This window comes from Bradyrhizobium sp. USDA3010 (genome assembly GCF_056429065.1).
The window spans coordinates 24,617-50,791 of the sequence record NZ_JBWJZD010000021.1 but is presented as its reverse complement, the minus strand read 5'-3'; the positions used below and the strand labels follow the sequence as shown (position 1 = coordinate 50,791).

Annotated in this window: 19 protein-coding genes; 5 read left to right on the top strand and 14 right to left on the bottom strand. The window is 58.5% G+C overall.

The window, feature by feature from the left end:
• Positions 1-58: 58 nt before the first annotated feature.
• The 6 genes from AC066Y_RS27360 to AC066Y_RS27335 form a co-directional block, all read right to left on the bottom strand.
• Positions 59-1,075, bottom strand: coding sequence for a polysaccharide deacetylase family protein (locus AC066Y_RS27360; protein ID WP_478276579.1), 1,017 nt, complete (start codon positions 1,073-1,075; stop codon positions 59-61).
• A gap of 88 nt (positions 1,076-1,163) precedes the next feature.
• Positions 1,164-2,144 carry a glycosyltransferase gene (locus AC066Y_RS27355; RefSeq protein WP_478276578.1) on the bottom strand — a complete coding sequence of 327 codons (981 nt, stop codon included), beginning with the start codon at positions 2,142-2,144 and terminating at the stop codon, positions 1,164-1,166.
• A 2-nt stretch (positions 2,145-2,146) separates the two neighbouring features.
• Entirely contained in the window at positions 2,147-2,908 is a 762-nt protein-coding gene (locus AC066Y_RS27350) for a hypothetical protein (RefSeq protein WP_478276577.1), read from the bottom strand.
• 2 nt (positions 2,909-2,910) lie between these two features.
• Positions 2,911-4,074, bottom strand: a complete 1,164-nt coding sequence (locus AC066Y_RS27345; RefSeq protein WP_478276576.1) for a DegT/DnrJ/EryC1/StrS family aminotransferase — start codon at positions 4,072-4,074, stop codon at positions 2,911-2,913.
• A gap of 42 nt (positions 4,075-4,116) precedes the next feature.
• Complete coding sequence (locus AC066Y_RS27340) at positions 4,117-4,719, bottom strand: sugar transferase (protein WP_478276575.1); 603 nt, start codon at positions 4,717-4,719, stop codon at positions 4,117-4,119.
• Positions 4,720-4,762: 43 nt separating this feature from the next.
• Entirely contained in the window at positions 4,763-5,923 is a 1,161-nt protein-coding gene (locus tag AC066Y_RS27335) for a Gfo/Idh/MocA family protein (RefSeq protein ID WP_478276574.1), read from the bottom strand.
• Positions 5,924-6,626: 703 nt separating this feature from the next.
• Between AC066Y_RS27335 and AC066Y_RS27330 the strand changes: the two genes are divergently transcribed.
• The 3 genes from AC066Y_RS27330 (at position 6,627) to AC066Y_RS27320 (ending at position 11,291) form a co-directional block, all read left to right on the top strand.
• Positions 6,627-8,369, top strand: coding sequence for a hypothetical protein (locus AC066Y_RS27330; protein WP_478276573.1), 1,743 nt, complete (start codon positions 6,627-6,629; stop codon positions 8,367-8,369).
• A 419-nt stretch (positions 8,370-8,788) separates the two neighbouring features.
• A complete protein-coding gene (locus AC066Y_RS27325; protein WP_478276572.1) occupies positions 8,789-10,051 on the top strand; it encodes a nucleotide sugar dehydrogenase in 1,263 nt (420 codons plus the stop codon).
• Complete coding sequence (locus AC066Y_RS27320; protein WP_478276571.1) at positions 10,032-11,291, top strand: glycosyltransferase family 4 protein; 1,260 nt, start codon at positions 10,032-10,034, stop codon at positions 11,289-11,291. The genes AC066Y_RS27325 and AC066Y_RS27320 overlap by 20 nt, the downstream gene beginning before the upstream one ends.
• A gap of 291 nt (positions 11,292-11,582) precedes the next feature.
• Here the strand turns inward: AC066Y_RS27320 and AC066Y_RS27315 are convergent, their stop codons facing one another.
• The 3 genes from AC066Y_RS27315 to AC066Y_RS27305 all read right to left on the bottom strand — a co-directional run bounded on the left by AC066Y_RS27315 (position 11,583) and on the right by AC066Y_RS27305 (position 15,035).
• Entirely contained in the window at positions 11,583-12,386 is an 804-nt protein-coding gene (locus AC066Y_RS27315) for a heparin lyase I family protein (protein ID WP_478276570.1), read from the bottom strand.
• 462 nt (positions 12,387-12,848) lie between these two features.
• Positions 12,849-14,006 carry a glycosyltransferase family 4 protein gene (locus AC066Y_RS27310; protein ID WP_478276569.1) on the bottom strand — a complete coding sequence of 386 codons (1,158 nt, stop codon included), beginning with the start codon at positions 14,004-14,006 and terminating at the stop codon, positions 12,849-12,851.
• 141 nt (positions 14,007-14,147) lie between these two features.
• On the bottom strand, positions 14,148-15,035 hold the full coding sequence (locus AC066Y_RS27305; protein WP_478276568.1) for a hypothetical protein: 888 nt from the start codon (positions 15,033-15,035) through the stop codon (positions 14,148-14,150).
• A gap of 374 nt (positions 15,036-15,409) precedes the next feature.
• Between AC066Y_RS27305 and AC066Y_RS27300 the strand changes: the two genes are divergently transcribed.
• On the top strand, positions 15,410-16,675 hold the full coding sequence (locus AC066Y_RS27300; protein WP_478276567.1) for a serine hydrolase domain-containing protein: 1,266 nt from the start codon (positions 15,410-15,412) through the stop codon (positions 16,673-16,675).
• A 166-nt stretch (positions 16,676-16,841) separates the two neighbouring features.
• Here AC066Y_RS27300 and AC066Y_RS27295 read toward each other — a convergent pair whose 3' ends face one another.
• From AC066Y_RS27295 to AC066Y_RS27275, 5 genes are all read right to left on the bottom strand, one after another.
• On the bottom strand, positions 16,842-18,296 hold the full coding sequence (locus tag AC066Y_RS27295) for an oligosaccharide flippase family protein (RefSeq protein WP_478276566.1): 1,455 nt from the start codon (positions 18,294-18,296) through the stop codon (positions 16,842-16,844).
• A 277-nt stretch (positions 18,297-18,573) separates the two neighbouring features.
• Positions 18,574-19,797, bottom strand: a complete 1,224-nt coding sequence (locus AC066Y_RS27290; protein WP_478276565.1) for a glycosyltransferase family 4 protein — start codon at positions 19,795-19,797, stop codon at positions 18,574-18,576.
• A 296-nt stretch (positions 19,798-20,093) separates the two neighbouring features.
• A complete protein-coding gene (locus AC066Y_RS27285; protein ID WP_478276564.1) occupies positions 20,094-20,858 on the bottom strand; it encodes an FkbM family methyltransferase in 765 nt (254 codons plus the stop codon).
• A 288-nt stretch (positions 20,859-21,146) separates the two neighbouring features.
• Complete coding sequence (locus AC066Y_RS27280) at positions 21,147-22,499, bottom strand: O-antigen ligase family protein (RefSeq protein ID WP_478276563.1); 1,353 nt, start codon at positions 22,497-22,499, stop codon at positions 21,147-21,149.
• 390 nt (positions 22,500-22,889) lie between these two features.
• On the bottom strand, positions 22,890-23,966 hold the full coding sequence (locus AC066Y_RS27275; protein ID WP_478276562.1) for a GumC family protein: 1,077 nt from the start codon (positions 23,964-23,966) through the stop codon (positions 22,890-22,892).
• 765 nt (positions 23,967-24,731) lie between these two features.
• On the opposite strand from AC066Y_RS27275, the gene AC066Y_RS27270 reads away from it, so the two are divergent.
• The gene (locus tag AC066Y_RS27270; protein WP_478276561.1) at positions 24,732-26,114 is read left to right on the top strand and encodes a polysaccharide biosynthesis/export family protein; all 1,383 of its coding nucleotides are present in this window, start codon (positions 24,732-24,734) and stop codon (positions 26,112-26,114) included.
• Positions 26,115-26,175 lie beyond the last annotated feature (61 nt).

The window sequence follows — 26,175 nt, the reverse complement described above, 5'->3', positions numbered from 1 at the left end:
ACGCCCTCGCGAGTGACCTGATTCAGTCCACCTCGCAGTGAGTGGTTTGGTGTTACATTCAACGTTGGGACCCCAACAGCATGTGAGCCGCCGACTGAATGCCGCTGATGCGCGCCTCGAATCTGGCTGTCGTATCGAATGGCCCCCCAACGCCGATACGAGGAAGCGCAAAGTGATCCGATCTGAGATCAGACAGTTGCCCATGCCGGGTCGTCACTGCGGTCGAAAAGCCGACCTCCTTTGCAAGGCCCGCTTCCCTGGGGCCGCATGCTTTGGAGTCACCGTAAGGGTAAGCAAAGTGCTGAACCGGAACCTGCAGCAACTGCTCCAGATAGCGGCGGTTATCTGCCATTTCGGCCCGTGCGGTCTCACTATCAAGGCACGATAAGGCGGCATGCGAGTCGGTGTGCCCGCCGATTGACACGAGAGGATGCCGCGCCAAGCCCTGAAGCTCGCGCTCATCCATAAAGTATGCCTCATTCAAGGCCGACAATGACAGACCTGCCTTGTCGAACGTTGGAGCAAGCGTTGCGATCCGGTGATAATCCTGATGAACCCACTCGGTTACCTCGTTCAAGCCCGCCATCTTTTCGCGTAGCCGGGGGCAATGAAATCGCCTGTCCATCGCATCGATCGTTACCGTGTCGCCAGAGCGAAACATTTCGCGCAAGCCCAGCCACCACGCCTGCAATGTCCGTTTTGGCGCACCAGTGGGAACGTAGATCGTGAAGGGCGCGTTGTATCGCTCGAGGATTGGAAGCGCGGTCGCGACATTGTCCCGGTAGCCGTCGTCAAAGGTGAGCGCCGCATAGTGGCCGCCCGCCCTGGAATCCGACGCCAATCGCTCGAGAGATGTCGCCAGACTCACAATCTCCCAGCCTTCTTGCCGTAGCCAATTGAGCGAATATTCAAAGAGGCCGACTGAAGTCCCGGTCATCAATTCCGAGCGGCCATCCTGCTGGATCTCATGGAACATCAGGATCGCCGCCCGGCCAGCAAGGATCTTGCGGACGGCCGGCATCAGGCCAGACCAACGGGCAATTTCGATTACGCTGTTCGTGAGAAGCTGCTTCACTCTAGCTCACCGTAAGAACCATGACCGCACGCCTCCGCCGGCCGAAGCGATGATCCCGGCGACGACGTTTTCTCCACGAAGCGCATTGCTATCGTCCGCTCCGTAGCAAACGCCTGCCTACCGTACTTGCCCTGAAGTTCGACAGGACGTCGGCATATACTCCGACGATTCTTTCCACGGTGAGCGCCTGGTCGTATCTCGCCACTGCCGCCCGCCCCTGAAATTCGCCGTTCAGCGACCAATCAAAGGCTTCTCGAAGGCTGCGCGCAATCGTGCCGGCGTCCGGCGGACATATCCACGTCCCAGCGATGCCATTTAGCTGTTCACGGACGTCGCCGACATTGGTCGACACCACCGGAAGATTGCACGCGAGAGCTTCCTTGATGGAGGTCGGTGACCCCTCATAATCCGAGCTGAGAAGCAGGGCGTTTGCCGCGCTGTAATACCAGGGCATATCCTCGTTCGGCACATTGGTGACCGTCATCAACTGCGCGTCGACCCCCTCTTGCACCAGTCGGTCGACTGACGCTCTGGCCAGATCATATCGCTTCTCAGGGCGTGTCGGATCGAACGGAAACAGAACGACGAATCTATCGTTGGGCCATTGCAGCCGCGCTCGCGCTTCGCTGCGGTCGTATGGCCTGAACACGTCGAGGTTGACCCCACAGGGAATCACAGTTCCGTGAATCCACTTCCGCATCTCCTCTGACACGACGATAACGGCATCGGCGAAATGCGAGACAAGCCGCGTCGACAGCCTTTCAAGGATATTCCCGAGTACATCGGTTCCGTGCAGCGTGATGACGAGCGGCGCCCGCAACCGAAGCATGGCGGGATAGGCCGAATATCCGTAGTGCGCATGGACGATGTCGTATGTCGTCACGCCAGTCATTCGCATGACATCAAAGCTGCCCTTCAGATAGTTCAGCTTCGACTGGGACCCGACAATATTGATCACGTCGACCGTATGGCCGAACCGACGCAGCTGCTCTACCTGCTGGTACACGAAGGCTCCGGACCCGGGTCGCTCCGGGCTCGGGTACATATTGGTGACACAGAGGATCCTCACGATTATTCCCTTGAGGCTTCGGCAGTGCCGCCGGCGCCGTTGAGCTTCCGTCGAATTTCCGCAGGGACGCCCGTCACGAGCGTGTTGTCCGGCACGTCCTTCGTCACCACCGCGCCGGCGCCGACGATAGCGCCAATACCGATTCTGACACCCGGCAGGAGGTTGGCTCCGACGCCGATCGCCGCGCCGCGCGCGATAGTGGGCCCGCGCATCGGCGAGCCATCGTAGCCGTTCCGGCCGATCGCGTTGTCGTTCGAAGTGCCGACGCAGCCCGATATGAATACGTCGTCCTCGATCGTCATATTGCCGGCCAGCCAGGTATGATCCTGCACACGAACGCGATCGCCAATACGCGTATTGTAATTGACCGTGACGTAACGTCCGACAACCGTCTTCGAGCCGATCCGCGATTGTTCACGGATCGAGGCGCCATCACCGATCAAGGTACCCGCGCCGAGCGAGACGTCGTAGAAAATGACCGCATGCGGTCCGATCGAACAATCGGGGCCGATATCGATCCATGCCTCAAAATGCGGAGCCCGCGACAACGCGCCGGCACCCTTGGGTACCTTCCCGATATAGGCTCCCGGGAAGATCTCGACGTTGTCCCCTATTCTCGCGCCACTCTCGATCACGACATGCGGGTGAATGACCACCCTGTTGCCGATCGTGACACCTGACCGCACCACGGCGAACTCGGCGATCGTCACGTCCGCACCGATTGCCTCGGTCTCGACCACCGCCCGTGCACTAATTCGGTTCATCGTCACACCTTCCCGCCGTCGGCGTGCATCGCGACGGGCTTCCGCTGCAGTTCCTGGTGGCTTTCGCGCTCCGCAACAGCACGCACAATCGCGGCGATACCGCGCACCTGGTCGCGCGTGAGCTCCGGGAACATGGGAAGTGACAATGATCGAGCGGCCATCGCTTCGCAGCACGGCAAATCGCCCTGCTTGTAGCCGAGATAGGCGAACGCAGGCTGGAGATGCAACGGCAACGGATAGTGGATTCCGCTCGCCACGCCGACCTCGTCGAGCCTCTTGCGCATTGCGTCCCGTTCGCCCGTGGTGATCACGTACAAGTGGTAGACGTGCGTAGATCCCGTTCGGACGAAAGGCGTCTTGATGCCCGAGTGTCCCAACTCCGCGGTGTACCACTCCGCGGCACGCCGCCGATGGTCGTTCCACTCATCCAGGCGTCGGAGCTTGACTTGGAGAACTGCGGCCTGGAGAGCATCGAGCCTGCTGTTGAACCCGACTTCGGCGTGGTTGTAATGGGTGGTTCGACCGTGGTCGCGCAACCGTTCGATCCGCTCGGCGATCGCTGCACTGTTGGTGGTGACCGCTCCTCCATCGCCATATGCACCGAGGTTCTTCCCCGGATAAAACGAAAAGCAGGCTACATCGCCGAGCGCCCCGGTTCGGATCCCCTGATACTCCGCTCCATGCGCCTGAGCCGCGTCTTCAATTACGAAGAGGCCGCGCCGTCGTGCAATGTCCTTGATTGGGCCCATGTCAGCCGGCTGACCAAACAGATGGACCGCAACGATCGCCTTCGTGCGGCTTGTCAGCGCCCGCTCGATCATCCGCGGATCGATCGTGTGGGTATCGGGATCGATATCGACGAATACCGGCTGCGCTCCCGCCGCTACGATCGCCGCGGCCGTGGCGATGAAAGTATGGGCGGTTGTAATCACCTCGTCACCATGGCCAACACCCAACGCCCGCAGCGCCAGATGAATCGCGTCCGTGCCGCTCGCCACACCGCGTGCATAGGGCACCTGGCAATAGGCGGCAAAATCTCGTTCGAACGAAGCAACTGCCTCGCCGCCGATGAACTGCGTGGATTCGAGAACGCCTCGAATCGCCTCGGCCACCTCATCCTTTAGCGTCGCATATTGTGCCTTGAGATCTACGAACGGAATTTTCATTTTTCAAACCTCACCAGATTCCATGTCCATTGCCCGAGAACCTCATCGAGCACCGTGGCCCCGCAGCACCGCGGGAACCGTTAGGGCAATCAGCTTCAGATCGGTCCACAAGGTCCAGTTCATTGCATACTCGACGTCCATCTCGAGCATCGCATCCGGACCCAGACGACCACGGCCGCGAACCTGACAAAGTCCGGTGATGCCGGGCTTCACGATATGACGTTGATGATGCCAGTCGCGAAAGTACTCGAGTTCGTAAGGTATCGCGGGCCGCGGACCGACGATGCTCATTTCGCCTCGCAATACGTTGAGCAGTTGCGGCAGCTCGTCGACACTGGTTCTCCGCAGCACCCGCCCCACGCGCGTCACGCGAGGATCATCTGTCAGCTTGTATGGGGCATCAGGGTCGTTCGAGAGAACCTCCTTCGCCCAAACCCTGCGAATAGCGTCGCGATGGACGTTTTCGTCGGCCTTGTGACGAAGCGTCCGGAACTTGAAGCAATTGAATGGCTTCTCGTCTCGTCCGACCCGGCGCTGGCAAAAGATCGCCGGCCCGGGACTGTCGAGGCGGATCGCGACCCACACCGCTACAAGGAACGGGGCCAGTAAGAGGATCGCGGTGACGCTCACAGCGATGTCAAGCACCCGCTTAACCAATTCCCGCGGGCTCGCCTTCCATCGCAAGGCTTCATCTAACGACAATTTCGGCAGCCCCGGCCGACGCGTTTCGCCGCAGAAACGCCGGTTGATGTGTTCCGTTGCCACGGTGCTCCTGGTTGAGCCGCAGACAGTCCGATGCAGCTTCGAGCGCTTCGACGACGCGCAGGCCATGCGCGCCGTTCGCAACGGGCTGCGTCCCGGTCTTGATTGCGTTGACGAAGTCGAGCAACTCGAGCTTCAGCGGCTCGCTGCTGGATAGCGCGGGGATATGAACATCGCCATGATGATAGGCCGACTGGAAGTCGGCGTATGAATCGCCGTTGATCCGCGGCCTGAAGCGCTTCTGGTAAACGCGAACCTTCTCGGAGGGCTCCACGTCGTCGAACACCAGCATCGCATCGCTGCCGACGACCGTGATCTGGCGCACCTTGACGGGGTCCAACCATGAAACATGCACATGGGCGGTCGGCCCGCTCTTGAAGCCCAACTTGGCGTAAACGACATCCTCGACATCCGGCAGAACGTGCGCGCAACCCCAAGCGCCGATGTTGTGCGCGACCTCCTCGAGCAGGAAGAAGATGATCGAGAGATCATGCGGCGCCAAGTCCCACAGGACATTGGCATCGGGCCGGTAGAGGCCAAGATTCAGGCGCCGCGAATCGATGTAGTAGAGCTCGCCGAGAGAGCCGCTTCGGATCATCTGGCGCATGACACCCACCGCCGGATGGTACTCGAACGTGTGCCCGACCATCAGCACGCGCTTCCGTTCTTCGGCTATCGCAATCAGTTCGCGGCAATGCGCGCTCGTCATGGCCAACGGCTTCTCGACGAGCGCGTGCTTTCCGGCCTGGAGCGCTGCCCGCGCCAGCTCAAAGTGCGTCACGGCGGGGGTGGCGATAATCACCCCGTCGACGGACGAGCTGTTCAGGATCGCATCGAAGTCACGCGAAACAGCGACAGAGGGATACTGTGATTTCACGTATTCCAGTCGGTCAGACCGCATGTCGGCGGCCATCGACACCCTTGCGCCGATATCGTGGCCAACACGGATATGTTTTGCGCCCCAATAGCCGCAACCGACGACGCCGAGCGATGGACCGGCCTTTGCGGTCTCAATTTCCGCGCCGCCGGTCTTGTTCTCAGTATCAATCAAGCCAGGAACGAACTTGGAATATAATTGTTTCGACATGTTTGCCACAATCACGCCAGAGGAATGCAATGGTGAAATATCAGTATCCTCACGAGCACGGTTATCTCGCCATGTTGGCTCCCTAATTGAAGGCCTTAGCGTGCGTCGAATTAGGATAGCCGGTTGGGCACGCGCGCCGCTGTAGAACACGGATTATGACCCACGCCCATCGGGGGTACCCCCGCCCTTGCGTGGGCAAACCAGGAGCTTCGCACGCAGTGCAACAGCCGGACCTGGTGCGTCCAAGAGCTTGGCACCATGTTGGAATCAATCACTTTTTTTACTTGCAACACTGGTCAGCGCGCTCGGACGGACAACAGCACGCGGTCGTCTCCGCATCACGGCCCCGCGAATGCCTCACGTCGGCAATTCGCTTGCGGCAACCCGACGCGTCGCATGGTGCCCGACGCAGCGCTCTCGCAGAATGTTACTGCCGCCAATCTAGCTTCACGCCGGCCGAGGGATTCACAAATCCCTGACTGCGAAAGGCCTGATCTGATCTCGATAGGCCTGCGGTATCGCATACCGCAGATTAGTTAGGCGGGACCACCATTGCGCATCCGTCCCATAGTGGAAACTTCGCCATCTGTCGTATAGGATTCCTCAAAAGAGGCGCACAAGCGCGAGGTCACGAACAATCTGCAGGAGGCCTGGTGGCCTTACCAACAGATGAGGCATAACCCACGGATGAAACGCCGACGCCATGGCCAAAGGCACTTCGATCGCACTCCTGCTCCGCGGTAACGCTCCATCGACCAATGATCGCAACCTGACCGAGATTCTTGATCTCTTCGAAATTCCCTGGACTGCGCTGACGGTCGACGAAGTGCGCGGGGACAGTATAGCCGCGCTAACCGCAGGTCATCAGCAATTCTCCGTCCTGACCTCCGCGGCCTGTCTCGGCGAAGTCCTACAGTGCAACAAGACTGAGGCACTTCCGACGTGGTTGGCGGCAGCCACTTCAGTTTTCGTCTATGGATTTCAAGTAACCGACCCCTGCAAGTCCCTCCTGCGCCAGATCACCGGAGATCCCGAGGCGGAAATCCGCGGCTCCGGTCAGTGTCCAACGACCGTATCAGTCACCGATTCTTTTCCGGAAATGTGCGGCCCGATGTCGGGACTGCAAATCCAACTGGAGCGGGGCGCCGATACCACGCTCGTCGTCCGCAATAGCAACCTTCGGAGCATCGTCGAAGTCCGCGAGGGACATCTGTTCGCCGAATTCACTTATTCCGGCGTCCGCTTTTTTGCTGACTCGTCACTGACGATCGTGGACGTTCGCCAACGCGCAGCAAGCTACTTTGATGTGAAGAAGTGTTTCGCCGGCGCGGTGCCGATCGTGATGTATCTGAAGTGGGCGTTCCGCGACGTTTGCTTGACGAGCGTTGAAGCAAGCGCTTGCCTGATCATTGACGATCCACCCTTGTGGCCGCGGTACGGTCTCCTCGATTTTGATGACCTGTTGCAGCTTGCGGACAAGCTGACATTCGCAACGACCATTGCCTTCATTCCGTGGAACTGGAGACGAACAAACCGCGGCACGGTTGCCGCCTTTCGAGAAAGCAGCGGGAAATTGTCCGTCTGCGTACACGGCTGCGATCACACAGGAGGTGAGTTCGCAGCCCGCTCACCTGAGCTGCTCGACAGAAAGCTGAAAACCGCCAGAACGCGGATGCAGGCCCTTCGCCAGAACACCGCGCTTGACCACGAAAACGTGATGGTTTTCCCGCAAGGGGCATTCTCGCCCGAGGCCGCCTCGGCGCTCAAGCGAAACGGCTTCATCGCGGCCGTCAACACCGAGGTCGCACCCGCCAATGATGCGCTGAACGAAACGACACTCGCTGATCTCTGGAGTGTCGCCATTGTCCGGTATGGGAGCTTCCCGATCTTTACCCGGCGATACATTGACCACGGCATCGAAAACTTCGCGTTTGACGGACTCCTCGGCAAGCCGTGCTTCATTGCCGGACATCACGACCTTCTCCGCGGCCGGGGTAGCGAACTGGCGACATTTCTCCGGCTTCTCGCATCCTTGCAGTGGAAACTCTGCTGGCGACCTCTCGAGCACGCCGTTCGCCGCAGCTACGGCATTCGATCCGACGGCGAAACAATCCTGGTAAGGATGCTTGCCGAGCGGCTTCTCTTCGAGAACGGCGGGCCCACGACACGACGAATTTGCGTCATGAAGCGCGAGCCGCAGGCCGCTTCCTTAAAGGGTATTGAAGTCAACCAAGACATGGTCGCGTACGAATACACGGACGGACATGTTCGAGTGATGGTCGATGTCCCGCCGGGCGGCGCGGCAGATATACGGTGCATCTATCGCGAACAGTTGCATGGTTCGCCCGCCTCGGAATCGATCCGATACCGGTTCGGGGTGGCCATCCGGCGATATCTATCGGAACTTCGTGACAATTACGGTCACCTGCTTCGTTCTCGGGCGTAGCCGCAGACGAAACAAAGCGACGCGATCAAGCCGCTTCGGGCCCAGACACATTGCCTCTATCGCGAGGCTTCGAGCGTGGGCGCCCCCCCCGCAGCTCGCTCCTCCAACTTGTCAGCCTCCCGGCAGCGGCTACCACGTGTTTCCAAAGGCGGCTGAAGTGGACACCGTCTCGAGCATTCGATCTCCTGCTTCTAGCGCCGTTTAAGTCCGCCTTCGCCTGCCGAAACCGGAATAGGTAGCCCGAAAAAGTTCAGGCTCCGCAAGCCTGAACGAATACAATCGGGCTGCACTTTCGAAGGCGTTGCGCTCTCAGAATACCTGCCCGAAGACTGTCTCTGAATGAAGCCGTCGACCTTGCAGACAACCCCTAAACAGCCGCCAGCGTTGCCGGCGCAACCTGATGCGCGTGATGGATCCAGATGAAAATAGCGGTGTTCGGACTCGGTTACGTAGGCATGACGGCAGCGGCTTGCCTCGCAAGGCAAGGGCACGAAGTCATCGGCGTCGACATCAGCGATGAAAAAGTCGCGATCGTCAATGCGGGCAGATCTCCAATTACGGAACCCGGCCTCGATCAACTTGTCGAATCCGCCGTCCGAAAGCGCCTGCTGAGCGCAACCAAGGACGCGAGCGGGCATCTCGACGACTGCACGTTGGCAATCGTGTGCGTAGGAACACCCAGCGCGCCGGACGGATCTCACAACATGAGCTTCGTCGCTGAAGTTTCCCATCAGATCGCAGACCTCATCGGCCCCACTCGCACGACAGCGCTAACTGTCGTATTTCGTTCCACGATGCGGCCCGGCACCATCGAGGATCTGGTTCTCCCGATTTTCGAAAGCGCATTGAACGGCAGGATGGAGCTCGTCGACGTCGTCTATAATCCCGAGTTCTTGCGCGAGTCGGTAGCGATCGAAGACTTCTTCAATCCGCCGAAGATCGTGGTCGGAACAAAGGACGGGGAACGGTGCCCGGTCCTTGACGAGTTGAACGCGGGCATCGCGGTGCCCGTCTTCTACACCACCTATCGTACGGCGGAGATGACCAAATTCGTCGACAACTCGTTCCACGCACTGAAGATTGCCTTTGCCAACGAAGTCGGTCGCGTTTGCGACAAGCTCGGCATTAGCGCGACAACCGTGCACAAGATTTTCGTTTCCGACACCAAGCTCAACATCTCACCCTACTATTTGAGGCCGGGCGGCGCATTCGGCGGTTCCTGCCTGCCCAAGGACGTTCGTGCGCTCCAATACATCGCAAGCGATGTCGGGGCGCATACCTGGCTCGTGGATTCGGTGCTCAGATCCAACGACGAGCACAAGAATTTCCTGTTTGAGAATTGCCTGAAGGCAGTCCCGCCCGGCGGACGGGTACTCATGCTGGGGCTTGCCTTCAAGGAGAACAGCGACGATCTTCGCGAAAGTCCCAATATCGACCTGGCTCGCAAATTCCTCCGTTTGCACATCGGCCTGTCGATCTACGATCCACACGTCGAGCCGTCGAAACTGCTGGGGCAGAACCTTGGCTATGCCTTCGCCAATTTGCCCGCCCTTCGCAAGTTGCTGATCGCAAAGTCCGCCGCCGAGTCGGAGCTATTCGACCTTGTCATCGATACCCGAGGGTGGGCGAAGCAAATGGCGCTGAACGCAAAACGGGTAATTGATGTCAACACTCTCTCATGACGACACCGTTGTGCGCAAATCCGGGCAAGCGGGCGTCGGCTCGGTTCGTGGCCGGGTCCTGATTATCGTCGAGAATCTTCCAGTTCCGTTCGACGGTCGGGTGTGGTCGGAAGCGACGACGTTGGCGCGGCATGGCTACGAGGTGTCTGTGATCTGTCCCAAGGGACCAGGCGCAACGGACTCATTCGAGATGCTCGAGGGAGTAGCAGTCTATCGCCATTGGATGCCTGCGGAAGGTCGCGGGTTGCTGGGTTATGCAATAGAGTACAGCGTGGCGCTGTTCTGGGAATTCGTGTTGAGCGTGAAAGTTCTGGCGACACGCGGATTTGACGTAATCCACGCGTGTAATCCGCCCGATCTGATTTTCCTGGTCGGTGCGTTTCATAAATTTCTGTTCGGGAAATCTTTTGTCTTCGATCAGCATGACGTCAATCCGGAGCTCTACGAGGCGAAATTCGGACGTCGTGGCCTTCTTTGGCGCGTCATGGTTCTGCTCGAACGCGTCACATTCGCCTTGTCGGACGTATCGATTGCGACCAACCAGTCCTATCGCGCCATTGCGATTGATCGGGGCCGAATGCGCCCGGATCGTGTGTTCGTTGTGCGCTCCGCTCCGAATGTGTCCCGCGTTCGCTCGCTTCCACCGGACCCCGCCTGGAAAAAGGGACGACAGTATCTCGTCGGATATGTCGGTCTTATCGCGAGACAGGAGGGGCTCGACCTGTTGCTGGATTCAATCAAGCACATCCGCAGCACACGGAACCGCGATGATATCCAGTTCGTGATCGTCGGAGGCGGACGGGAATTGGAGGACCTCAAGAAGCTTGCGATGGCGCTCGAACTGGATGACGTGGTCACATTCACCGGCCGTGTCGATGACGACACCCTATTCACGATTCTGTCGACGGCGGACGTCTGTGTAAATCCGGACCGCCCCAGTTCGATGAACGACATGTCGACGATGCACAAGATCATGGAGTACATGGCGCTGGGCAAGCCCATCGTCCAATTTGACCTCACAGAAGGCCGCTTTTCGGCGGGAGATGCATCGTTGTACGTGCAGAATGCGGACACCGCCGAGTTCGGCGATAAAATACTGGAGCTCTTGGAAGATCCGGCGAGGCGCGAAGCTATGGGCGCATTCGGTCAGAAGAGAATCAATGGCGAACTCGCCTGGCATCATGCATCGACGAAGCTCTTGGCGGCCTATGAAAAAGTGTTCAAGCTAAGGGATGAATGAGGACAGGAACCTGTTCTTTTGCATGTCAGCAGAGGTTCCCGTTGCAGAAAGCCCATCAGCGCAGACCACCAGACTGCGGCAGACCCGGCCATTGACCGTACGCAATGCGCTGCCAGTTCATGGCTACTGATCCCAAGCGGCTCAGCGTTGCACGCCTAATCCGCCAATCGAGAACGCCAGGCGGATCATCGTGCACTGAACAAAAGCCCAGCGGCAGATCGTTTTGCTTCATCGCGGCCGCATCCATCGGACCAGGGAAGCGGTGCCGCCGGCGACGCCGCGCACCCTGGGTCACGGTCGCTCTGACGATACAGGCGTCAGCGATCCGGTCGTTATCATCAGGTTTCGGTAGTTGACGGCAACGGTCTCGGGCGCCGACGACCGATAGATTCCGAATTCCCAATTGGTGCCGACCCCAAAGCCCAGCGGCCCGCTGTAATTCACCACCGGTGCCCCATCGATCCAGACCTTCAGGTAGCCGGTCGTGTCGTTCGAGAATTGGGCCTGCACTTTCACGTCGTGATACTTGTCGGTCACGATCGGGTTGGGGTCGGTCCAGAGTGTCTTGGTGACGACGAAGCCTGCGCCGTTGCTCGGGTTCTTGCCCGGCGGGCAGTAGCGCACAAGCACCTGAAGGTGATCGCCCTGCATGTTCAGCGCGACCGGAGGCGAGGTTCCGACGCCCGAGGCGTCATCGTCGTTGTGCCACTGTCCGACGATGAACCAGCCCGTCGCGCTGTTGACGAGCGCCCCGTTGCTGCCGTTCGCCTCCACCATGAACTGATAGCTGAGCGTGATGGGCGTGGCGGCGGGATAGGTCACCGTGGAATTGATCTCGGAACGATCCACGGACGAGCTGTCGTACCACGCATGGTCGCCCTTGCGGACCTCGAAGCGCAGGGTTTGGGGATCGGGATTGGTCAGACTATAGCCCTGGTCTGCAACGTGAACGCCGTAGCTAACGTCGCCGATCCGAAAGCGGGTTCGCGGCTTACCGGAGAATGATGTGACCGACGAAACAGCCGTTCCGCTGGTTGCTGTATTCCCATCGGTGCCAGCAGCATTGTAGGCCCCGGCGGACGGGCCCTCAGCCAACAGCGTTCTCCGACCACCCGCATTGGCAATGCTCGATGTCGATCCATTGGAGGTTTCCGCCACGCTCCCAGCCAGCGCGAAGATGAGGGGTAAAACTACTCTCATTGCCATCCTTGTTCGGTCCCGCGACCGTCGCAAAATGCGCAGTCACACCAAGGGTAACCCATTCAAATCTCGATGCAATTTATCGAGGGGCTCAATCGGGGGAAAATAAGGACTACCGCCAGGGATCAGCTCCTGGAATGCATCATCGGTTGCGTCGCGATGCGGAGCCTTGCGGCCGGCGCGGCTGCCTCGCCGGCGGTTCACGCCACCAGAGCGTCGATGGCGGTCGTGCCGATCGGACCCTTGTCTCGCTTGTCGACGCCGGACGCAAAATCAACGGGCGAATCCGATCAAGCGCCTCACCACGCGCGCCCCGCGTTGCTCGTCGCCGGTCTCGATGGACAACGACCGAGCGGCTCAGTGCATAACAGCTGCACCCGAGTGCCTCGACCTAGCGACAAGGGGTGTTAAAGCCGACATCAACTCGTGGGTCTTCACCATCGGGGAGTGATTTGCCTTGACATAGATCTGGCATCGCCGACTGAGTGCGTCGTACTCACCCGCATCCATGTTCCAAATCTCACTCACGGATCTTGAAAGCGCCAACTCGTCTTCAACTGAAGCGCCGAGAACATGACGTTCGACAATCGCATCCGGATCAACATGCCGGCGCGTCACGATGGGTGCGCCGACGGCCAGCGCCTCCAGAAATGCATTTGAGAAGCCTTCGAAATCCGACGTACAGAGAAGCATTGTCGCTTCCGATAGAAATTTCTGAACGTCCGCCCGCCGCACATAGCCGACCAGTTCCACGTTTGACAACTGACGCAAGCCATTCAAGGCGTCCAGCGTCGATTGATCGGTATTGGGCGACGTCATCCCCGCCACGCGAAACTTGACGGCCGGCAATGCCTGGGCAATCCGAAACAGCAAGGGCAGATTTTTCGGATAGCGGAAGACACCGAGCCAGGCAACGTATCCGCGTTTTGCGCGCGGCAAAGGAGCGGCCGCGTCCTCTGCTATCGCAAAAGGATTATGCAGAACGTGGATTGGCTTGTCCGGAAAAAGCGCGGCCAACTTTCCGCGCTGATACTCATTCTGACAGAGAAACCCGGCGGTGCGATGCCGGGCCCACGAATAGGATATCCATTCATGGGATGGCAGAAGCTCTTTGCATCGCTCATCGACATCTATGTCACTCACAACGCGATAGACGAATGGAACCTTCAGCTGATCGGCGACGAACGCCATGATGGCGGTGTGTATTCCACATACTCCCTGGATCATAATATCCGGGCGATAGCCGCGGGCGGCCGCCAATACTTTCGGAATGTACGAATAGAAATACTTCGCGACCCGAATACCACGCGCGGGATCGTAGGTCTCTATGAGTTTGATTTGCTGTCCCGAACCTACGTGCTCCAGCGCACCCTTCCAGGTGAGAACGGCGGTTTCGTGTCCGGCATTCTCAAGCGCACGAAGCCACACCGCGAGCTCGATCGCCCACCCGCCGATCGGGTAGTTCTCATCCTTCATCAGATAAGGGATGGAAAAATCCATCGAGAGAATACGCACCCGACACCTCGTTCCTAATAGGACCGCACCATCAAAAGAAGCTCTGCAACGCTCTGCCCGCGAACTCGAGGTGTACGGCTTCTCGGTTCGTGTAGCGAAAGAGCAAGCCTTGCCTTCATCGAGAAGCTCGATCGTCCCGCGTCAAGCCGACAGTACGATACTCTCAATCTCACTCCCCTCCCGAAGCTTGGCCACCGTCTCAAATCTGTTTGCGCCATCAAGCCGGAAGAGCGTGCCGTGATTGGTGCCGTTCGCAAGCGTTCGATTCACGATGAGGAACGAACCGGCACCGACCAGGCGATCCCTCAGGTTGCCGACCGCGCCACGCAACTGCGCTTCGTTGAAATAGCCATGATTGAGCAGATTCGACACGCGGATTGCGTTGAACCGGCCGCGCAGGTGAGCAGGGTTAGGCGCCAGAATGTCATCCTCGGCAAAGCTCAACCGAGCGTCGTCGCGGGCATGCGGGTTCACCAGAAGTACATCCTTCCCCCCTTCCCGCATGTTCGTCAGGGGCAGCAGCACGCCTGCAAGTGTGTTCAGCGCGGCGACCACGAATCCGGTCCCCTTGAGAAAATCTCGGGGACCATTCAGGTACCAGCGCACCGGACGGTCGGCAACGATGTGCTGAAGCACCTTGCCATCGCGATCGAGAAGGACCTCATATCCTGGCAACAGGCGCACGAGGCTCCCGCGCATGCACAGATCTGTCGCCAGGATCTTCGCCTCGATGCCAGCGCGCGTCAGGGCATCCGCCCATTCGACTGAGGAAATCCCTGATGATACGCCGACGTCCATGATCTGGCTCGGCTGGCTGCCGAGTTTCTTCCACTCATCGATAACGAGCCTATTGAGATCGTCGAGGCGATGATGATCGGTGGTCTTATAGGTACCGTTCCGCAGGCGGATTGAGGCAAAGAACGCCGCCTCCTGTGTTTGCGTAAACGCATCGCCTTCAGTCAGGAAATTCCTTGCATTCAAAACCACGCCGCCCCCAAAACCTCCGGAGAAGCGCATCAGGACCGTCATATACTGCACCCTCTGCTCGGCTCGTCTCTCGGGTTCGCTCGAACTCTATCGCCTGAAGGCACACTGCTCCTGGTGCGCCCTGCTCCTCTCACAAGCATAATCTTTTGGGTCGATACGCGGCTCGACCCTTTCGGATTACCCATTCTCGATCACAGGAAAAGCCGGGCCAGCCGGCTCGGATTGTGCGCCGACCAAGGAGAGCTCTGCAGTCGTCTGGAAGGGATTTGTCTCGCTGCAGATTGCAGGCGCGTGCGGCGGCGGATTGCACCGGCGGAGGCGGCGGTTTCAACGGTTGACGACGTCCCTACCGGAACTGCCGTCGTCTTGCTAGAAATGCTCGCATGGTCCAATTCACTGGCCGCCCGCGGAGCTCCATGTCGATGTTTCTCAACGTCGGCCGCATCGCCTTGCTCGCCATCATAGGAAGCATCGCAACCCTCCAGGCTTCGCTTGCACAGGACGGCGCGCTCGCAGGCAGCAACGGCGACTTCGAACAGCGCATGCAACGCATCGTGAATGGACTGCGGGCTGACACCGCAGCCGCACCTCCGATGAAGCTTGCTGATAGGATGAACGAACTGCACGTTCCCGGCGTCAGCATTGCGGTGGTGCGCGGCGGCGTAATCCAGGCTCGCGGCTTCGGATACGCGAGCATCGGTGGTCCGCCTGTAACGCCTGACACTTTATTCCAGGCAGCATCGATCAGCAAACCGGTTACTGCTGTAGCGGCGCTCGCATTGGTTCAGGCCGCCAAGCTCGATCTCGATGGCGACGTCAACCTATCCCTCAAGACCTGGAAGCTCCCTGCTAACTCGTTCACCGATCAATCGAAGGTTACCCTTCGAAGACTGCTGAATCATTCGGCTGGTATAACCGTTCCCTATTTTCCTGGATATCCCGCAGGTGCCCCCATTCCGTCACTGGGCGACGTTCTCAATGGCGCGTCGCCGTTGTGTCGTGACCTAACCCGGTTCCAGCCTTCAGCGCATGATTGGTTTGCACTATGCGGTTCTGCAAATACCGCGCCTGTCGTTGTCGATCATGAGCCCGGCACACGGTTCGAGTACTCCAGCGGCGGCTATACCATTGTGCAGCAACTGCTCATCGACGTGACTGGCAAACCGTTTCCGAAATTGCTTGATGAGGTCGTCCTCAAGCCGTTCGGGATGACCCACAGCAGTTTCCTACAGCCGCTGCCCAAAAGTGACGCTCCAATGGCCGCAACACCCTACCGAGCGACCGGAGAGCCCGTGCCGGGCGGTCCGCATGTCTATCCCGAGTTGGCTGCCGCAGGTTTGTGGACGACACCTACTGACGTTGCACATTTTGCGCTGGGTGTGGTCCGCGCCTGGACCGGTCGGGATGCTTCCGTGCTGTCGCAGGCTACGGCTCTCCAGATGCTCACACCCGGCCTTGGCAACTACGGACTTGGTCCGATTGTACTGGGGGTCGCGCCGGATCGACGAATTCTACATGCCGGCGTCAACGACGGGTTCGTCAGCGTGATGACGATGTTCGAAAATGGAGATGGCGCTGTTATCATGACGAACGGGGATCAAGGCGGAGAGTTGGCCAACGAAATCATGCGCGGTATCGCAACCGAATACGATTGGCCAGATGGCCAGCCGAAGGCCCACTGACGAGTGAACGTCCCGCCGTGGCGCCTCTCCTGATCACGCCCGGCCTTCGTCGATCGCGCCTGGGAGGAGCATCCACCAGGATCCGGATGAGGGCTGCCCCTCTCTCGATGGCCGTCGCGTCCTCGCGCTGATATTCAGGCAACCGCGCAATGCGGGTCACCTTCCATCACGCCCCGAGAACTCCCCATTCTCTCCGAACCTCAGCCAGTGTTCGATAGTATCCGGTCACAAACAACATCGCCACATAACACACCAGAACCGCAGCCGGACCAACCAGCGCGGCGACCGGAACCGGCGCCTGCAGCAGATCAAACGAAAGCCGGACCAGCACTGCCGCCAACACCGACGCGATCAGAATTAGTCCAAGGTTCTTCCAATCCTGCAACCTTGCGATCGGAATGCTCATCACCTTTGAAAGTCTTCTGAGAAACAAGATATACACAACGAACGTTGTGAGTACCGACCCGATCGCCGCCCCCGGCAAGCCGTAGTACCAGACGCCGGCCAGGCTTGTTAACACGGCAAACGGAAGGATCGCAGCTTCATAACGCATGTTGGCCGAACCCTGTCCAAATACATTGAGCAGGGTGGTAATCTCGGTCGAGATCAACGTTTGAATCAGGTAAATGCGCAGTACCGGAGCGCCACTCACGTACTCCTTCGTGAACAGAAACTGAATGACTTCTTCCGCAAAGACGAACAATGCCGCGATGGCGGGGAACATGACCGCACTAATGATAACGTTGCCCTGATTGTTCAGCCGCAACAGTTCTTCGTGGCGGCCCAACGAATGGAAATGACTCATCTTCGGCAGGAGCAAGTTCCCCAGCCCGCCTCTCAAGACTTCGAACGGCATCAAGAGCATGGTTGCAATTGAAAAAATGCCGAACATGCCCGACGAGAACATCGTCGCGACAATCCACAGTTCTGCCTGTTTCCGTACACTCCACAGCAAGCCGGCCACACCGAAAGGAAGAGCGTAGCGAAGCTGCTCGCGAAACTGCTCCTTCTCAATTGGGAACAATCGAATGCCGCAATAGCGTGCAATGAAGACGGCCAAAAGTACTACGCGCACGCTGGCTGCAATCAACGCCGCGATTAGCACCTCTTCAAATCGATGAAAAACGACGGCTGCGGAAATTATCAGCGCGGCTCGCAGCACGGACGAAGCCAGGATTGCTTGCGCTTGCCAACGAATTCGCCCCACGGCGTTGGGTAACACATCCAGCAATAAGCCCAGATTCCACACGAACAGGAACATCGCCAGCAACAACCCGTGGTCGTGCAGCAGATCCTTCATGCCCGATGGAAGGACAGGACGAAAGGCAAAAACCAGAAGCACCGCAACCGTCGTTGCGGCGAGCAGGAATAAGACCGTCTGCCCGACGTAGACCCGCCGCCCCTCCGCATCCAGCCGGACAAAGAAGAAAAGCAAGCTCCGGGGCATGTTGAAGGAGAACAGCAGGGCCACCGTGGTTACGAGTAGCCAGAACAGCCGATATTCGCCAAACGCCGTGGCGCCGATCGTTCGCACCAGAACGATCGGCGTCAACAACATGATGACCTGCTCGGTGTATTGTGCAGCCGAGAGTGCAATTCCTTGACGCAATATGGATGCCATTGGTCAGCGACCTCGCGACGGCGTCGGCGACCAAAGGCGCGAATCGGGGTCGCCGCACCGTCCAGGAAAGCGATCAGAACTCCCTGATGGACTTCCAGACACACGGGACGGAACGACAATCGCACGAAGCGAACAACGATTTGATGGCAGTTGGATCACTCTTGCCTCACCTTTCTCGAGCCACTCCTCGTCAACCTCGTAGGATCGATCGATGCATCATCCTGTCAGACCACGGGCGTCAAGCCGAAGGCCGCCACGACCGAACCTCTCGCGGCACTCACACCGAGGCCAGGAGTGCATCCATGTCGCGAGCGACCCTTTTCCAGGTGTAGTGCTCCAGCATGATTTTTCGAGCACTCTGGATCATGGAATACCGAAGTCTTTCGTCTTCGATGAGCAGCTTGATCGCAGCCGCAACCTTCTCGGGCTCGTCAGCTCGCAGATAATCGACGCCTTCTCGCGCCATGCCAAGCGCTTCGATGCCTACTCCCGTTGAAACCACGGCCAGCCCCATGGCAAACGCCTCAAGTACCTTGTTCTTTAATCCGCTGCCAATTCGCATTGGGTTTACCATTATCGGATACTCAGCGAGCACCGGGCAGATGTCGTCGACGAATCCAGTAAGGCGAATGCCGTCGTCTCGCTTTGCTTCCTCCAGAAGCCAACTCTCCGCATCCTTGCCCACCACGCACCACTCAATTCCGGCCGGAGCCAAGTACGGTCGATAGACGTACTGGTAAAAGAACCGAACCGCATCGCTGTTTGGTTTGAAGGCAAGGTTGCCCCAAAATGCCACTCCCCTCCGCTTGGCGACACGCGCATTTGCGTCAAATGCGTCCATCAGGTCGGGCGAGACTCCGTTCGGTACCGTGCTGACGTTCGCAGTTCTGCCAGACAGCCTGCAAACAGTATCAGAATCGGCATCGTTGACTGTTGTGACGTGGTTGAACCAAAGCGGCAAACACGCCTCCGCCCTTGCGCGGCGCGCGAGCATCAGGCGCGCGTCGAGACGCGTTCTCAGCTGCGCGGGCCACGGCGGAAAGAACTGTATTTGTCTGGTCAGCGTTAGAACTTCACTGTCGATGAGATCAAAGAGTATCTTCTTATCGCTCGAAAACGGTCGGACGAACTCTGCAAGCACGAGGCAGAAGACAATCATGTGATCGATACTGTTCTCTTCGCAGAAGCCAGCTATCGCTTTGGTAACCGTTGAAAAGTGATCCGGATAGGAGAGCGAGAAATAGTCGGAATCATTTCGACGGAAGTGCCTCTTCAATGACGGCCTGTGAGCCGGAAACTTCGGCGTTTCCGCAATCTTTTTGAAGACATCGGACAAGCCAACTAGGCCGTCGCCAGGTTGATCTGTTGAACCGAGGTTGACCGTCAAAAGGTACAGTTCATGCCGCTTCGCCAATTCGCGGCACATGTGCCACACGCGGAGGTCATGCCCGTTGGTCAGGCTTGCGAGCGGCTTATGCGTTACAATCAGGATGCGCGTCACGACAATTCGTTTGTTTTCGACTGCGGTAGAGCAGCATCAGGCACAGCATGATGCGACTAGCCCTTGGCCTCGGCCCCTTCGTCTATCCAGTGGAGCCGAGCTTCCCAAGTCGATTTGAACTCATTTGGCCCTCCGGCGCAACGGCGGGTGGCACTCCTGATGGCGCGCTGCGTGTCGCTGCGTCGCTCTTCGTGAGTAGTACCTTGGCACCGAAGAGCTGCGACGCGCGCCTGGCTTCCCCCTCGCGCACACGCCGTGTCGTGCCCGCGAGGGGAATCGGGACACCGGTGCGATCTCTACTGCGGCAGCGGACATTCATCGGGAATAATGAAGAAATTCCCTGTGAAGTTCTTGAGGCCAGATCCGGCAGGCTCGAGCATGCCATGCTCATAGCCGTACATACGGTAGCGCTCGCGTTCGAACATTGCACGGATCTCGTTGCGGTTCTCCGGCTTCCATATCTCGCAGAAGATGAGCGGACGGCAGCGCCTTATCAGTTCCATACCTCCTTTCAGCACCTCGGCTTCGAACTCCTCGACATCGATCTTGATCGCGTGCACGTCCGTGCGTGTCTTGAGGTCCGGAACATCGTCGAGCGTCTCGATCTTGATCTGGAAGCGGATGCCTTCCTTGTATTCGGAGTGCCCGTCGTCGACCTGGCACAGGGCGTGTCGCTTAATGCCGCCTATCACGGGCATGATCATCGGAAGCGCTGCGGCCTGACGGCCCAGGCCGCATTCATGAACCGTCACGTTCGCGAGCGTATGCTGGGCGACCACGCGCGTCAGGCTCCTGAAGTTCTCGGGCCCCGGCTCGAACGCATGGACTCGGGAGCCGGGCTTCGTGGCCGCCAGGAAATAGGCGGTCACTCCGATATTGGCGCCGATGTCGAGGATCACGCCGTCGTTCGGCACCATGTTAAGAAAGTACAGAAAGTCGGCTTCATAACGAAACGCCTTTATCGTAGCGATACGCGCTTGAGCGACGAAGAAGAGATAGTTGTCAAATCCGAGAGCGCCGATGAGCAGGCGCTGCGTGAGACGCTTGAGCGGGCCAATCATTGGAGCGCTCCCTGCGAGGCACAACGACAAATCGTTCCGGCCGGCTTGGGGCATATTCTGTACCGCCGGACCAGGCCCCAGATTTCGATCGGGCTTTTGCGAACCACTATCTCTTGCCCGAACAGCGTCATGCTGGAATGCACCACAATTGAAACGATGCGAAGTGAAATGCCACCATTAAGCGGGCTCGATTGCTTCGTTGCAAGGAGGTCACTCCGTTCAGAGACGGAGAACTGGAGTTACCTCCACCGGCTTGTCGTTGCGTTTGCGGCGCCCGCGTCACCCGCATCAAGCGGGGCGCGGCTCATGCTGAGGTCTGGCGCGCGAAGACAGGCGTGCCAGGTTGACCATCATCGCGATGAGAAGGAACAGGTACATGTTCTCGAACGATGGAAATACCTCTCGCTCTGTAAACATGCTTATTCCATAGCCGACGATGCAGGCAAACAAGGCCCAATACAGGTCGCTATGCAACCGTCGGCCGACACGCCACGCGGTTGATACCCCGACGCACATAAGAACGAGAAGAATGCCGGTCGCGATCGCCCCACAGTCGAGAAAGAAATCGATGATTGCGTTGTGTGCATGAGTGGCCTGTATAAGCGTTCCCGTGTACCAAGCTTCGCTGGTTATGATTCCGGACCGACCCGCGCCGAACAGAAACAGGCCGAGATCACTCGTCCATTCATTGAGCAGCGGGATCCAGATGAAATCTACACGGCCAGTAAGCAATTCATCGGCCGACACGTCCGAAGTCCCGTCGAAACCAATGGAAAGGATGGCGTCCATAGTTGGCGCGATCCAGAGAACGGATGCGATGGCCACCATCGCGGCGCCGGCAGCCAGGACAGCGAATTTACGCTTGTAAATCAGAAGCAGAACATAGGAGCCCGCGACGGTTAGAAGCGCGCTGCGCGATGAGAGTAGAAGGAGCCCCAAAAGCGACAAGGCGACGGGAACTATCCAGAGTGAACTACGAGTAAGTGCCTTGTACAGCAACAAAGGCGCCGTGCAGATGTATATCGTGCCCATCGTATTGTAATGGATGCCGAAGTAGGCTTCACACAAATCGTTAACGGCTGCCCGCCCTGAAAGTGCGGCCGACGGATTCATGAGAGCGACGAAGATGAAGCTGGCCGACAGGAGTAGAATCGAAACGCAGATTGCGTTGACGACTGTCTCAATCTCCGAAAATGAGCGACATCGCTTCAGAATGAACAGAAACGGCACTATGTAGAACGCCGGAACCATGCCGTATGACATGATGTAATCCAGATAAGACTCTGGAAATACATCCGGGAGCCGCTCGTGAAGCAGAGGGGCATTAGCGATTGATCTAGCGAAAGCAATGGCAAAGGTTACGAAATAGAGTAGGAGAACGCGGATGGACGTCCGTTCAATTTTGTCGGTCGCTGATAAGAGCGAAACTCGGAATAACAAATAGACCAGGACTCCCGCCGACAACAGGTTGAAGGGCTTGCAGCCCTGGATGCCGAGTAGGTTCGTATTGACAAACGGCACTCGCTGAAAGGGCAGTATGAAAACGATCGCCAGAAAGAGCCATTTTGCACTTTGGCCGAGCGAATACGCAGACGCGCGATGATAGGGAGTTCCGCCACCATACCTTAGCGCAACGGTCATGACGGGCCGGCTCCTTGCCTTCCAGCGCGACCGAACTCGAACGCACGGCTTCTCGGTGCGCAGCGGCTCGGAAGCCCCTGAAGCTCACCTCGAGCGAGCTTGAGCGGTTCTATCGACATGGCCACACCGCGTCGAATCCGCACCCTGTCTTCATCATCCCAGCCACAAGCGTGACGTCTTCCGAACGCGAATTCCATCGGCCATCCAGATGGCCCCCGGCCACTGTCGTCTCAAAGGTTGCGCCTGGGATGCGGCTCACGCCACGATGTCCGCGCCGTGCTCGCCGGGCCAAGGCGCCATCGTGCCTGATACTGATCATCCGATGGCGCCTGCCCGCCCGCCGTCCAACACAATGGATCCCAGGCGTTGCTGAAAATGTTTGCTCCGCTCTCACCCCGAACCCGTAAGGCGTACTGGCCTCGCCTTTGTCGATGCTTCAGATTGATGATCCGGTCGAACTGGGTCCGGGACAGGCCACTCGGCTCTATCGTCGTGTCCGCGCAAGATGTCCCACGCACCGAAGTGCATGTTGCCATCCATTAGATCCTGCAGCACAGCGACGGCGAGGCCAAGAAGCAGTCCGCCAAGGAGCGCTATTCCAAGCACACTCTTAGGCTTCGGCGAAGCGGCCCTCAGCGGAGGCAACGCCTGAGTAATCAGACTCGCAGCAAACACCGGCGAGGACTGTTGTCGCGTAGCCTCCAGCCTGCGCAGCATGTGACGAAAATTGTCATAGGCACTTTTGGATGATTCCGCAGCGGCTGCCAACTTATCCATATTGGCAGCGGAATCCGGCTCATCCTTCTTGTTTCTGTTGAAGTCCTCGAGTGCCTTCTGCGCAGCTGACGCTTGAGTGCTCAAGCCATTCAGTCGCTCCCGGACCCACGTCTCATCTTGCAACGAGCCGCCCTGGTCCATTTGGTGAGTAATGTACTTTTCCGCGACGGCGTTCAGAATCTGCGCTGCTCGATCAGGATCCTTGGAACTGAAGGTGAGTTCGACAAGGTATGTGGGACCGACACGCTTGGCGGTAAGCCTTTGTCCGAAGGATTCCACGGCGTAGCGCATGGCGCTACCTTTGCCTTCCGGTCTAGTCCAGCCGAGCAGACGCGATACGGACAGCACGCTACTACCCTGGCCGCCCGCAAATTCCGGATCCTGCGCAAGACCGAGCTTCTCGATCACGGCACTAGCGATGCTCTCGGACCTGATGATGCCGATCTGGCTCTCGACAATGGTTGCGACTGCCGCGACGTCGCTGGGGGTCGCTTTCGAATCTACGATAAGTTGCGCCTTGGAAACAAACGTTGGAGCCGCCATGATGAGGTAGAGCATGGCAACGCCAAGCGCTGCGCAGCACGCCAGTGATATGGTCAACAGCCGTCGCCTTATGAAGGCAACCACCGCTCGCGGGGAAATGACCGACGTCGGATGAAACTCCGGCGGCGGCGGATCGTCCCTGTTCATCCAACTATCCGTTGTATTCTGTAACATTTTCATACCAGCGCTGATAATTGGAGTTCCGTTGCGGCAGCCAGGTCAAACAGCGCAAGTGGGCTCACTCAAGGAAGCAAGGCTAGCGGAAGGTGCGGCCGGCTGAGTCACATCAATGGGCATTCATGCGCCTTTCGAGACGAGGGTAGCTGGCCAAAACCGGCGAGCGGTCACCGCATCAACCTGTGATAGACGACGACCGCGAAACGAGCCGAAATCACGCTGGCGAGGAATTCGGCAGCGGTCATAGCCAGTGCGGCCATTAACCGGCCTGACGGCACCTGCTGAATTCACCCTGCTGCCATGGACCGGATGCGCCGGAAGGTTGGCGGAGGCCGGCAAGCTGGTGAAGAACGCAACGTTCATGGCACTCTACGGCCCAACGGCTCATTTCCTGCTGAATCAGTACATTCCGGGTCACAGGTTGGGAAAGGCAATAAATGGGTAATTACGATGGTCCATTGAGCCGCGGCACGACCGGACTAAATTCGAGTGGCGATCCGCTCGCTCGCACATCTCCATGGGTCTGATGCAACTTCGAATTGACGATCAACAAGGCCGATCAATCGAGCATGTGGGCGGCACATCCTGCCCCCCCCCCGACAGATGTGGGAACGAACCTCGGTTTTGCCGATCGTCCGTCTGGCTACCGGAGCGTCAGCAGTGTTGACGTGTCGGCACGCCGACAGATTCCGCGGGTTTCATCCTGGTGACCACGTCGCAGAGAAAGTTGCCGTCATGCCGAACTTCACACCGCGCAAGCGTTTCAGACTCGGTATCACGGGCAACGGCCGCGGCGGTTATATCAAATGGGGCTTGGCCGCCCTCTGCTTAGCGATCTCAGTGGCACAAGCGAAAGCCGAATATCTCGTCAATGTCGGAGATGTGCTGGAGGTCGCGGCCGCGGGCGTGCCGGAGCTGCGATCTCGTGCAGCCGTCCAGACGGACGGGAACATATCGTTGCCGCTCGTCGGAGTGCTTCAGGTAGCGGGCCTGAGCTTGCCGCAGATCCGAGCCAAGGTCGGCGCTGCACTAGCGAACAAGGTGTTTCGACAGAGAAGTCCGGAAGGGCGTGAAAGCGTCATCGTGATAGATGCAGATGAAATCACTGCAACCGTGGCAGACTACCGGCCAATATACATCAATGGAGATGTCTCCAAGCCGGGTCAGTATCCTTACCTTCCGTCGATCACCGCACGTCAACTCATAGCGGTGGCGAGCGGTTACGACATCATGCATGTGAGAATGAACAATCCGTATCTTGATCTGGCGGACCTGAGAGCCGAGTACGGATCGCTTTGGACAGAATTCGCCAAAGAGCAGGCGCGCTCCTGGCGCATCAAGATGGAGCTCGGAGAGGCGACCCAGATCGCTCCAAACGCTACGAAGGAGGCACCGATAGCTCGATCGGCGATTTCAGAAATCTTCAATGCTGAAACGGAGTATTTGAAGGCGAAGCAGAGTGACTATCAGCAGGAGAAGGAGTTCCTCCAGCGCGGTGTTCGGCAGGGAGACGAGGAAGTGCGCGTGCTGTCCGAGCAGCAAAAAAGGGAAGAGGAGGGATTTCAGTCCGACCAGGACGAGTTGCAAAAAGCGCAAGAAATGTTCGCCAAAGGCACCCTGACCAGCCCGCGCGTTACTGATGCGCGTCGGGCGGTTCTACTGTCGTCGACCAGGAGGTTGCAGACCTCTGCGCAGCTGCTGCAGGTCAAGAAGCAGCAGGATGAACTCTCCAGAAGGCTGACAAAGCTCGATGATCAGCGGCGGCTTGACCTGCTACGCGAGCTGCAGGAAACGAGCCTGAAGCTTAACCAGGTTCGCGAGAGACTGCAGGCGGTGGGTGAGAAGATTCAGTACACCGCTATGGTTCGATCACAGCTCGTGCGAGGGAGCGGAAGCAAGCCCGACATTACCATCGTCAGGAAGGGTAAGAACGGGCCGGAACAGATTGCCGCAAGCGAAGATACCGAATTGCAACCAGGCGACACGGTCGAGGTATCCTTGCGATACCAGGATCTTCCGGACGTACCATCCCGAAAGCTGAGCGGTTTAGGCCCGTCACCGGCGACGGGCCGAACTGCGGTGACGGAAGCTGATGCGCCTTCAGTCGGTCTCAGATGATGAGGTCGGCCCGATCGGTCACGGTTGCGAGCTAAGGGGCCTGGGACGGCACGTGCCCCGA